This is a genomic window from Clostridium taeniosporum, from assembly GCF_001735765.2.
Lineage (GTDB): Bacteria > Bacillota > Clostridia > Clostridiales > Clostridiaceae > Clostridium > Clostridium taeniosporum.
Genome location: NZ_CP017253.2, coordinates 1,177,341 through 1,189,346 on the forward strand (window position 1 = coordinate 1,177,341; position 12,006 = coordinate 1,189,346).

The following is a 12,006-nucleotide window of genomic DNA, read 5'->3' on the forward strand; positions in this document are numbered from 1 at the left end:
ATGAAAGTAATGATTGTAAGTGGGGGCACTCCCCCATCAGAAACACTTTTAGTTCAGTATAAAGAGAAAGTTGATTTTATAGTGGCTGCTGATAAAGGTGGAGAATATCTTCTTAAATATAATGTCATTCCTGATTTACTCATTGGAGATTTTGATTCAATGAGTAAAGAAATATTAGAAAAATTAAAGAAGGTAACAAAAGAAATATTAGAATTTCCACCTGAAAAGGATTATACTGATACAGAAATAGCTATAATGGAATCTATAAAGCGAGGTGGCAAAAAGATTTATTTATTAGGTGCTACTGGAACTAGGATTGATCACACGTTAGGAAATATAGGTTTACTTTTAAGTTATAAGAAAAAAGGAATAAGTTTGGAAATAATAGACAATAATAACAGAATGTATTTAGCTAAAAATAGAATAGTTTTAAATGGTAAACAAGGAGAAAATGTTTCATTCCATGCATTATCTAATACTGTTAAAAATTTTAAGATTGCAGGAGCTAAATACAATATACCACAAGGTAAAGACATATCATTACTAGATCCGGCTGCAATATGTAATGAATTTTTAGAAACACCTATAAGTATAGAGTATGATGAAGGTGAGGTATTAATCTTACATTCTTTTGATTAATATATTTAAAATAAAATAAAAAAATAGGAACTTTTTCTAAATGTCTTGAATATTAATATAGTAATATAAATTTTTTTTGTATATTAATATTCAGGAGGTTTATTAATGAAAATAATAGCAATTAAATTACCAAAGTTTTTTTCTAGTATAATAAAATTTTTTAGAAAAAAATAATAGAGTCGTACATACAACTCTAAAATAAAAGGTGAAAATAAAAAATGCAATTATAGTATGAATTGCATTTTTTATTTGAACTATATTGCTCTTTGAACCTTTCCAGATCTAAGGCATCTTGTACATACACGAACAGTCTTTGGTGTTCCATTAACTAAAGCCTTTATTTTCTTTATGTTAGGAGCCCAAGTTCTCTTTGATTGACGATGTGAATGGCTGAATTGTACACCTGCTACAACGCCTTTATCACAAATTTCGCATCTTCTTGCCACTAGAAAACACCTCCTTATATTCTAAAGATAATTATCTTCAATAGGACAGAATGAATTATAACACAGATTGTATTGTATATGCAAGTTAATTTTATAAAAGAGAGGATAATATTAAGATTATTATACATATATTTCTTGAATAAAATATCGTTCTAATATAGAATATACAGTAGGAATGTATTTTAGGAGGAATAGCTATGGTTGGATTTTCAAATGAAAATGGTAATATAAATTATTCTGAAGAAGTCTTAGCTAAAATTGTTGGATTATCAACAATGGAATGTTATGGAGTTGTAGGCATGGTTTCAAAAAGCGCTACTGATGGTTTTTGGGAACTTATGCGTATTGAAAATTTAAGTAAAGGTGTAAAACTAAAACTTATAGAAAGTGATAGATTACAAATCGAATTATTTGTTATGGTTGAATATGGAACTAAAATATCAGTTATAGCTAACAACATAATTCAAAAAGTTCGTTATAGCGTTGAAAATTACACAGGATTAAAAGTTTCATCAATAACAGTAAATGTTCAAGCGGTAAGAGTCTAGGAGGTTAAATTAGATGGAATTTAAAAAAATAAATGGCCATGATTTTTATAACATGGTTGTAAATGCTAGTAATAGATTATTGGAACAAAGTGAATTTGTAAATTCTTTAAATGTATTTCCTGTTCCAGATGGTGACACTGGAACTAATATGTCAATGACATTTAAGGCAGCAGTTAAAGAAATAGAAAATATAAATTCTGCTTCAATAGGAGAAATATCTAAGAAATTAGCAAAAGGTGCCTTAATGGGTGCTAGAGGAAATTCAGGAGTAATTTTATCACAAATACTTAGAGGATTTTCTAAGGGGTTAGAAGGGAAGAATGAAGTAGATGCTTCAGAATTCTCAGTAGCATTTTTTGAAGGCTCAAATGCAGCTTATAAAGCTGTTATGAGACCAACAGAAGGGACTATACTTTCTGTAATAAGAGCAGCATCAGAATCAGCAGTAGAATGTGATGCAGAAGATATAGTAACATTATTAGAACAAGTAAATAAAGATGCTAAAATAATGCTTGATAAAACTCCAGAACTATTACCAGCATTAAAAAAAGCAAAAGTAGTTGATTCAGGTGGAATGGGTCTTTATATAATACTTCAAGGTATGCTTGAAGCATTAAAAGATGGAATAAAAGCCGAGATTCAAGATATAAAAGTAGAATCATCACAAGTTAAAGTAGGTGCAAAATCTACAGAAGATGTGAATATTAAATTTGGATATTGTACAGAATTTATTATTGTTGGTGATTCAACTAAAGCAAAAGAATTTCAAAATATCATAGAACCCCTTGGAGATTCGATGATTGTTGTTGGATATGAAGATGTTATTAAGGTTCATATTCATACAAATGATCCTGGTCTAGTCTTATCTCATGCTGTTAAAATAGGAGAGTTATCAAAAATTAAAATTGATAATATGAGAGAAGAACATAGGGAATTGCTAACTGAATTGCAATCAAATAATAATTCAATGTTAGATGAAGTATCAACTGATGAAACAGATCATAAAAAATATGCGTTTGTAACTGTTGCTATGGGAGATGGAATTGCAAAGATATTTAAAGATTCAGGAGTAGATTATGTTATTGAAGGTGGTCAAACGATGAATCCATCAACTCAAGACATATTAGATAGTATAGATAAATTAAATGCAGATCATATTTTTGTTATGCCAAATAATAAGAATATCATAATGGCTGCAAATCAAGCAGCAGAAATATCAGATAAACACATAGTAGTAATACCTACAACAACTATTCCACAAGGAATAGCTTGTATAACTATGTTTAATCCAGAATGTGAAGTAGAAGAAAATATAGAAGAATTAAATGACGTTATAAATTCAGTAAAAACAGGTTCGATAACTTATGCAGTTAGAGATACTGAAGTTGATGGTAAAGAAATAAAAGAAGGAAATATATTAGGATTAGTAGAAGGAAAGATTAAAGAAGTAGGAGAAGATAAAACTTCTGTTGCTAAACAAATTCTTAAAGATATGCTAGATGATGATAGCGAATTAATAACCATTTATTATGGAGAAGAAGTTGAAGAAGATGAAGTTAATGAATTTATAGAAGAATTAGAAAGTGAATATGAGGATTTGGATATTCAAGCTTATAAAGGAAATCAACCTTTATACTATTTCTTAATGTCAGTTGAATAATAAAATTTTCTAATATTATATAATTAAAAAGCACCTTAATTGGTGCTTTTTTGGAGGGAAAATTTAATGAATATATATAGTGATATTTCTTCATTAAAGGGTGTAGGACCTAAATTAACAGAAAAATTAAATAAATGTGGTATATTCAATATTTTAGACCTTTTATTATATTTTCCCAGAGATTATGAATTTGTTAATTCAAATATTCCATTTGATGAAATAAATGGTGAAGAAAAACAAATTTTAAAATGTAAAGTTACAAGAATAAAAGGTGATGTAAGAACTAAAACAGGAAAAGTTTTGACAACAATAGAATTTGAATATAGTGGTTATAAAGTACATGGAAAGTGGTTTAATCAAAGATATATAAAAAATACATTTTTTATTAATAAGGCTTATAATTTAATGGGAAAATTCAAGAGAGTAGGTAAAATTTTAGAAGTAATCAATCCTACTGTTGTATGTGAAGAAGCTTTAGATAATAGTATGTTACCTAAGTATCCACTAAAGGCAGATATCAGTAATAAGATGATAGAGAAGCTAATTAATTTAGTCATTTCTTCAATAATAATAAAAGAAAATCTTCCGTTAGATATAATAAATAAATATAATCTTATATCTTTAAATGATGCAATAAAATCAATTCATTTTCCTGAAAGTAAAGGTTTATTAGAAAAATCTATTATTAGATTGAAATTTCAAGAGCTATTTACTTATTCATTAAAATTATTATTAGTAAAATATAAACTTAATAAGAGTAAAGATGGTATATATTTTCAGTGGAGTGATGATCTGAAAGCGTTAAAAGACAGTTTGCCTTATAATTTAACTAATGCTCAAACAAAAGTTGTTAGAGATATTTTAAGGGATCAGAAATCAACAAAACCTATGAATAGATTGGTTCAAGGAGATGTTGGAAGTGGAAAAACTATAGTAGCATTAATATCTATATTTAATGTTATAAAAAATGGTTATCAATGTGCTTTTATGGCTCCAACAGAGATACTTGCAACTCAACATTATGAGGAAGCAAAAAAATTATTTGAAGATTTTAATATCCATATTGAGATATTAACAGGAAGTACATCAACTAAAGAGAAAAAAAGAATAAAGGAAAAAATAAAAGAAGATAATCCACTTTTACTTATAGGTACACATGCCTTATTCCAAGATGATGTTATATTTAATAAATTAGGACTTATAATAACTGATGAACAGCATAGATTTGGTGTTGAACAAAGGAGTAAACTAATAAATAAAGGTAAGAAAGCAGATTGTTTAGTTATGACAGCTACACCTATACCAAGAACATTAGCCTTGTATTTATATTCTGATTTAGATGTTTCAATAATTGATGAATTACCACCAGGAAGAAAAAAAATAGATACTAGATTTTATCAAGAAACTAATAGAAATATTGGATATGAATTAGCTTTAAAAGAAATAAATAAGGGGAGACAGATATATGTAGTTTGCCCACTTATTGATGAAGATGAAAAAGATGAACTGAATTCTGTAGAGACTTTATATAATGAGTTGAAAAATGGTATATTTAAAGAGAGTGGAGTTGAATTTCTCCATGGTAAAATGAAGGCAATTGAAAAACAGAATATAATAAACAGATTTAAAAATAATGAATTCAAGGTATTAATATCTACAACGGTTATAGAAGTAGGGGTTAATGTACCTAATGCCTCAGTAATGATTATAGAAAATGCTGAAAGATTTGGATTAGCTCAACTTCACCAATTAAGGGGCCGCGTGGGAAGAGGAGAATATGCATCATATTGTATTTTAATTGCCAAAGCAAAAAGTAATGTAACTAAAAAAAGAATGATGATTATGACTGAATCAAGTGATGGTTTTTTTATATCAGAAGAAGACTTGAAGTTAAGGGGTTCAGGAGAGATGCTTGGTAAAAAACAAAGTGGAGATCAAGGATTTATTTTAGCAGATTTATATGAAGATATTAATATATTAAAGGCAGCAAAACATGAGGCTATTGATATATTACATAATAAATATCAAGAAAATAGGCAACTTATAAATGAAATGCAAAAGAGTTTAGAAAATAATAGTAAATACATTTGCTTCAATTAATTTGAATTATTATATATAAATATGTTAATATACTTAATATATGCCATTAAGGAGGAATAATTTTGAGAATAATATCAGGAAAAGCAAGAGGACGTAAATTAATATCTCCTGCAAGTATGGAAACAAGACCTACATTAGATAGGGTTAAAGAGGCTATGTTTAGCATGATACAAGGTTATATACCGGGAGCTACTGTTGTAGATGTATTTGCTGGAACAGGAAGTCTTGGGTTAGAAGCTGCAAGCAGAGGTGCTAAAGAAGTTTATTTAATAGATAAAAGTTCTGAAACTTTTCCTTTATTAAAAGAGAATATAAAAAACTTAAAATTTGATGATTTTTGTTTTGGATTAAATATGGATTCATATAAAGCGTTAAAAAAATTATCAAGTCAAGGTAAAGTTTTTGAATTGATTTTTATAGATCCACCATATTGTAAAGAAATGATTCCAGAAGCTATTAAAATTATAAAAGAAAATAATATGCTAGATAAAGATGGAATGATTGTAACTAAAATTGATAGTATAGAGGAAATATATGATGGATATGAAGATATAATTTTGACAAAAAGCAGAAAATATGGTAATACTACAGTGTGTTTTTATGCGTATAAGGAGGACTAACCATGAAGGTAGCTGTTTACCCAGGAAGTTTTGATCCTATAACAAATGGTCATTTAGACATGATTGAAAGAGGAGCAAAGGTTTTTGATAAACTAATCATAGGTGTTTTGGTTAATGTTGATAAAAAAGGACTTTTTGAAATTGAAGAGAGAGTTGAACTTATTAAAAAAGTTACAAAACATATAAAAAATGTTGAAGTTAGAAGTTTTAATGGATTACTAATAGATTTTTTGAAAGAAAACAATGCTAATGTAATTTTAAAAGGTCTTAGAGCAGTATCAGATTTTGAATATGAATTTAAAATGGCCCTTATGAATAATAAGTTAGATCCTGATGTTGAAACTGTATTTATGATGACTTCTACACAATATTCGTATTTGAGCTCATCTTCAGTAAAACAAGTTGCTAAATTTGGTGGATGTATAGAAGGTCTTGTACCAAAAGAAATTATATGGGATGTTATTAAAAGGAGCAAAATTTAAGGAGTGGTATTATGGAAAATATGGATGTAAATATAATGGAACTATTAGAATATTTACAGGACTTAGTAGATAGCTCACCTAAAGTTCCGATAAGTGGTAAAGTTGTGGTTGATAAAAAGGAAGTTCTAGAAGTTGTTGATCAAATTATAAATTATTTACCAGATCAGTTTAAAAAAGCTCAGTGGGTTATGAATGAAAGAGAAAGAATATTAGGAGAAGCTAAAAAAGAGTATGATACTGTAAAAAAAGAAACTATCATGATTATGAGACAAAATGTTGAAAGTCATGATATAGTAAAAGAAGCAAAAATAAGAGCACAGGAAATTATAGCTTCAGCACAAAGAGATGCTAAAGCTATAAGATTAGGTTCTAGAGATTATTCTGATGAAATTTTATCTCAACTTGATAGGGAAATAGAAGCTAAGAAAGAAGAATTAATAAAAGCACTCCAAAATAGTTTTGAAATAGTTGCTAAAGATATAGATGGTAATTTAAGTACTGCCTGCTCAACTATAAGAGGAAACATAAAAGAATTAAGAGGAATGAAAAAATAGTTTATATATTATTTTAAGTATTATTGTTAAAATTAAAATTAAGAATATTGGTAATAAGTACATAATGCTATTTATGGTACAAGTTTTTTGGAAACTAGATGTAACAACACTTGTAGGTATAATTTTTATTAATACGTATGTTATGATAAAACTAAATATACCTTGAATTAATTTTAAAGATATATATTTAAAGTAAGAAATATTAAAGTCATTTATAAATGAACTTATTTGTGCTATTACAGAGAGCCCAGAGAAAGAACATAAAAAGCTTATAATTCCTAATTTTAAAGGAAGTAAAATATTTAAGTTTGAGACTAAATTACAACCATTTGTCATTTCTATGCTTCCTAGAAATATAGAAAACAAAGTACCCTTTTGAATATTAAATAAATTTTCTAAAAAATTAAATGTATTATTTATATATGAGCTATTTTTTAGAAGAGATATTATAACAGAAAATATAACTATAAATCCGCAAATTGATAATATTGTGTTTACACCATTTCCAACGGCATTTTTTATTGCTTGACCAAAATTTATTTTTTTTTCATTTATAGAACTTTTAGAAAGTGGTTTTCTTAAGGTTCTATTTTTTTTTGTAATTATTCCAATAAATATAACAGAAAGATAATTAGCTATAAGCAAAATATATCCTAATGTGGTATTGTTTAAAAGAGCTGTTCCAACAGAACCTATTAAGAATAAAGGTCCTACATTTGAAGCTACATTTAGAAGTCTTTGGCATTCACTATCATTTATACTTCCCAAAGCCCATAAATCAATAGAATACTTTGCACCTAAAGGATATCCACATAAGAAACTGGCTACTATAGGGAAAGAACAATCTTTAGATAGTCCTAATGGGTTACAAATTAGTGGACCGAGTAGCTTAGAATAAAGGGATATCCCATCATATGCAATTAATAAGTTACAAATAACTAAAAAAGGAAATGTTACAGGCAAAACAGCATTATACCATAGTTTACACCCATCAATAGCAGCAATTGTACATTGTTTTATATTAAGTACAAATAGTATTATAAATATTGAACATAATAGGCAGAATAAAACATTCTTCTTTATATTCAATAATTTCACCAAAATAATAGTTAATAATATTATTAATAACCATAAGAAAATAATAGTATAATTCATTAAATCACTCCTAAAATATGTATCAAAACATTGAGATTTATTGAAATCTATTTATATTCTTATAATTATGTTAAATATATTTACAATATGATAGGACTAGTTAAATAATCTTGCATAGGATTTAATTTATGGTTTAAAATAGAATAACCTTTTGTTCCAATAAGATCTATTTCTAAACATTCAGAAATATTATTTCTAGGAATTTTAGTTATTAAATTAATATCTCCATTCCTTTTTATATTTTTTAAAAGATTTTTACCTTTTGAATTAAACCCCAAAATTCTACAGTATGGACAAGGCTCTTTTGATAATTTAAGTAAATTATATTTTTCAAGTCCTAAAAAGAATTGAGTTAAAATCCTATTTAGTCTAGTATAAGTATATCTTTTGCTTTTTGAATTTAATATTAAATCATTAAGAGAAGTAGAAGTGACAACTTCCTTTAGTATTTTATTATCCAATCCTTCAGATATATCTGGAATATTATCAATTGATTTTCCATCAGTTAAAAGTTTATATTTTATGTATTGAAACATATTTTCTTCAAAAATAAAAGGATAGTTTTCTTTTGATAAATTATATAGTATATCGTAACTTTCTTTTGGTAAGAAGCTTTTTAAATCTCCTAAATTTTTGTTTTTCAAATAATTTCTTATAGATGTTGCTGATGAAAAAGTGTTATTTAAAGATTTATCATTATATTTTGATCCTTCTCTTTTTAAAGTTAAAGGTTTAATTTTACTATTTAGTAAAATTAATGATTTGATATATTCTATTCCTAAAATATTATTTGAGTTTGAAATGCATTCTAAAATGTGATTTGAATTGAAAAAATCTCTTAATGCATTAGCTCTACATAGGTGAAATGGAAGTCCTAGATTTAAATAATTTTTTAACATAATTTTATAATTATCAGGTTCTTTTACTAATACTTCTGCTATATTTTTAAGAATTTTTATATTACCTTCTTCACTTCCGAAATATAAATTATCTATAATATTTAAAGAATTAAGTAGAGAAACTGCACCAAAAGCAAAATGTTCAGCAGATGATAATGAATATACTAAAGGTAATTCAATTACTAAATCAATTCCGCTTTTTAGAGCCATTTCAGTACGCTTCCACTTGTCTATAATAGCTGGTATACCACGCTGCATAAAGTTTCCGCTCATAACGCAAACTATACTATTAGCATTAGTATTTATTTTGGCTTGACTTAAATGATATTCATGTCCTTTATGAAATGGATTATATTCAGCGATTATTCCTGTTACCATAATAATGAAAACACTCCTTATAAATGAATTTGTTATGTTATTATAACATAATTATAATAGTAAGAATTGATTGTTAAACAATTATCAATATTGTAAAAAAAATATGCTAAAAAATACAAATTAATAATATTAATATAAAAATATAAGGAAAAGATAAAAAAATATTATCAGATTATTCAGATTATTTCAAATCTAAAGACTTCTATTTTATTGTGAAAATTGGTTGAAAAAATCATATATATAGGAGTATATTATAGAATATAGTAAGTCAATTGAAGGGAGATTCATTTATGCAACTTATGGAAAAGATATGGCTTAGAGCTAAAGAAGATAAAAAGAATATAGTATTGCCAGAAGGAAATGAAGAAAGAAATATAACTGCTGCTAGAAAAATAGTAGATTTGGGATTAGCAAATCCTATTTTAGTTGGAAATAGGGAAGAAGTACTAAAAAAAGCAGATGAAATAAAAGTAAATTTAGAAAATATACAAATAATAGATCCGAATGATTCGGATAAACTAGAAGGTTATATAAAAAGTTTCTATGAACTTAGAAAAAATAAAGGAATGACAATGGCCAAGGCCGAAATGATAGTAAGAGACCCACTTTATTTTGCGACTATGATGGTTAAATTAGATGATGCAGATGGAATGGTATCAGGAGCTGTTCATACTACAGGAGATTTATTAAGACCAGGATTACAAATTATAAAAACAATGCCAGGAGTATCTATAGTATCAAGCTTTTTTATTATGAATGTACCAGGAAAAGAATTTGGTAATAATGGAACTTTAATATTTGCAGATTGTGCTGTTAATCCTAATCCAAATGAAGATGAATTAGCCGCAATAGCAATAGCAACTGCTGAAACAGCAAAGAAACTTTGTAAAATGGAACCAAGAGTAGCTATGCTGTCATTTTCAACAATGGGAAGTGCAGATAATCAACTTGTAGATAAGGTGAGAAACGCAACAGCAAAAGCAAATGCATTAAGACCAGATTTAATGATAGATGGGGAATTACAATTAGATGCTGCTATAATTGAAAAAGTAGCTGCTCAAAAAGCTCCAAATAGTAATGTAGCAGGTAAAGCGAATGTTTTAGTATTTCCAGATTTACAAGCGGGAAATATAGGTTATAAATTGGTACAAAGATTTGCTAATGCAGATGCAATAGGTCCTGTTTGTCAAGGATTTGCAAAACCTATAAATGACTTATCAAGGGGATGTAGTGCTGATGATATAGTTAATGTTGTAGCATTAACTGCAGTTCAAGCACAAGGAGTTTAATTAGCTGAGAAAAAGGAGAGAAAAAGATGAAAATATTAGTTATTAATTGTGGAAGTTCTTCTTTAAAATATCAATTAATTGATATGATAACAGAAGAAGCTTTAGCAGAAGGGCTTGTAGAAAGAATAGCAATTGAAGGATCAATATTAACTCAAAAGGTTAAAGGTAGAGAAAAATACATAGTAGAAAAACCTTTAAAAGATCACCAAGATGCAATTGAATTAGTATTAGAGAGTTTAGTTGATGAAAAGAATGGCGTTATAAAATCTATGGATGAAATAAGTGCAGTTGGTCATAGAGTAGTTCATGGTGGAGAAAAATATTCAAAATCAGTGTTAGTGAATGATGAAGTAATGAAAAATATAGATGAATGTATTAAGTTAGCACCACTTCATAATCCACCAAACATAATAGGAATAAAAGCTTGTGAGAAACTTATGCCAAATACTCCAATGGTATGTGTGTTTGACACTGCATTCCATCAAACAATGCCAGAAAAAGCTTATATGTATCCATTACCATATGAATATTATACTGAAGATCATATAAGAAGATATGGATTCCATGGAACATCTCATAAATATGTAGCTAATAAAGTTGCAGAAATTATGAATAAGGATGTAACTGAATTAAAGATTGTAACATGTCATATAGGAAATGGTGTTAGTATTACAGCAGTAGATGGTGGTAAATCAATTGATACTACTATGGGATTTACTCCTCTTGCTGGTACAATAATGGGATCAAGATGTGGAGATATAGATCCTGCAATCGTAACTTACTTAATAAAAGAAAAAGGATATTCAGCAACTGAAGTAAATGATATTCTAAATAAAAAATCAGGAATACTAGGAGTTTCAGGGGTAGGAACTGATTTTAGAGACATAAGAAGTGCTATGGAAAATGATAATAAGAGAGCCATTCTTGCAACTGATATTTTTGGATATCAAATAAAGAAACAAATAGGTGCATATGCAGCATCAATGGGTGGATTAGATACTATAGTATTTACTGCAGGAATTGGAGAGCATGCTCCGGAAGTTAGAATAAGAGCTTTAAGTGGTCTTGAATTTATTGGTATAGAACTTGATGAAGAAAATAATAATAGACATGATATAGGTGAAGGTCTTTTAATTTCAAAAGAAAGTTCTAAGGTGAAAATTTATGTTATCCCAACTAATGAAGAGTTAATGATAGCAAAAGAAACTTTAGCTTTAGTGAAAAAGTAATTTGATA

At 27.4% G+C, this 12,006-nt stretch carries 12 protein-coding genes; 9 read left to right on the forward strand and 3 right to left on the reverse strand.

The genetic code is table 11. The features are described 5' to 3' along the window. Positions 1–639, forward strand: coding sequence for a thiamine diphosphokinase (locus tag BGI42_RS05620; RefSeq protein WP_069679389.1), 639 nt, complete (start codon positions 1–3; stop codon positions 637–639). Between the two features lie 254 nt (positions 640–893). Here the strand turns inward: BGI42_RS05620 and rpmB are convergent, their stop codons facing one another. Next, positions 894–1,085: a 50S ribosomal protein L28 gene (rpmB, locus tag BGI42_RS05625; RefSeq protein WP_003373388.1), complete on the reverse strand. Its 192-nt coding sequence runs from the start codon at positions 1,083–1,085 to the stop codon at positions 894–896. Between the two features lie 197 nt (positions 1,086–1,282). On the opposite strand from rpmB, the gene BGI42_RS05630 reads away from it, so the two are divergent. The 6 genes from BGI42_RS05630 to BGI42_RS05655 all read left to right on the forward strand — a co-directional run bounded on the left by BGI42_RS05630 (position 1,283) and on the right by BGI42_RS05655 (position 7,049). After that, positions 1,283–1,633 (forward strand): Asp23/Gls24 family envelope stress response protein, encoded by a 351-nt coding sequence (locus BGI42_RS05630; protein WP_069679390.1) that lies wholly within the window; start codon positions 1,283–1,285, stop codon positions 1,631–1,633. 13 nt (positions 1,634–1,646) lie between these two features. Beyond that, positions 1,647–3,293 (forward strand): DAK2 domain-containing protein, encoded by a 1,647-nt coding sequence (locus BGI42_RS05635; protein ID WP_069679391.1) that lies wholly within the window; start codon positions 1,647–1,649, stop codon positions 3,291–3,293. Between the two features lie 66 nt (positions 3,294–3,359). Continuing rightward, complete coding sequence (recG, locus tag BGI42_RS05640; RefSeq protein ID WP_069679392.1) at positions 3,360–5,393, forward strand: ATP-dependent DNA helicase RecG; 2,034 nt, start codon at positions 3,360–3,362, stop codon at positions 5,391–5,393. Positions 5,394–5,455: 62 nt separating this feature from the next. Then, positions 5,456–6,013: a 16S rRNA (guanine(966)-N(2))-methyltransferase RsmD gene (gene rsmD / locus BGI42_RS05645; protein ID WP_069679393.1), complete on the forward strand. Its 558-nt coding sequence runs from the start codon at positions 5,456–5,458 to the stop codon at positions 6,011–6,013. Between the two features lie 2 nt (positions 6,014–6,015). After that, complete coding sequence (gene coaD, locus BGI42_RS05650; RefSeq protein ID WP_069679394.1) at positions 6,016–6,495, forward strand: pantetheine-phosphate adenylyltransferase; 480 nt, start codon at positions 6,016–6,018, stop codon at positions 6,493–6,495. A gap of 11 nt (positions 6,496–6,506) precedes the next feature. Continuing rightward, positions 6,507–7,049, forward strand: a complete 543-nt coding sequence (locus BGI42_RS05655; protein WP_069679395.1) for an ATPase — start codon at positions 6,507–6,509, stop codon at positions 7,047–7,049. Here BGI42_RS05655 and ylbJ read toward each other — a convergent pair. Then, entirely contained in the window at positions 7,029–8,204 is a 1,176-nt protein-coding gene (gene ylbJ, locus BGI42_RS05660) for a sporulation integral membrane protein YlbJ (RefSeq protein ID WP_069679396.1), read from the reverse strand. The genes BGI42_RS05655 and ylbJ overlap by 21 nt on opposite strands. Positions 8,205–8,284: 80 nt before the next feature. Continuing rightward, entirely contained in the window at positions 8,285–9,481 is a 1,197-nt protein-coding gene (locus BGI42_RS05665) for a nucleotidyltransferase (RefSeq protein WP_069679397.1), read from the reverse strand. Positions 9,482–9,771: 290 nt separating this feature from the next. Between BGI42_RS05665 and pta the strand changes: the two genes are divergently transcribed. Both pta and BGI42_RS05675 read left to right on the forward strand, forming a co-directional pair. Continuing rightward, positions 9,772–10,770 (forward strand): phosphate acetyltransferase, encoded by a 999-nt coding sequence (gene pta / locus BGI42_RS05670; RefSeq protein WP_069679398.1) that lies wholly within the window; start codon positions 9,772–9,774, stop codon positions 10,768–10,770. A gap of 26 nt (positions 10,771–10,796) precedes the next feature. Then, on the forward strand, positions 10,797–11,999 hold the full coding sequence (locus tag BGI42_RS05675) for an acetate kinase (protein WP_069679399.1): 1,203 nt from the start codon (positions 10,797–10,799) through the stop codon (positions 11,997–11,999). Positions 12,000–12,006: the final 7 nt, after the last annotated feature.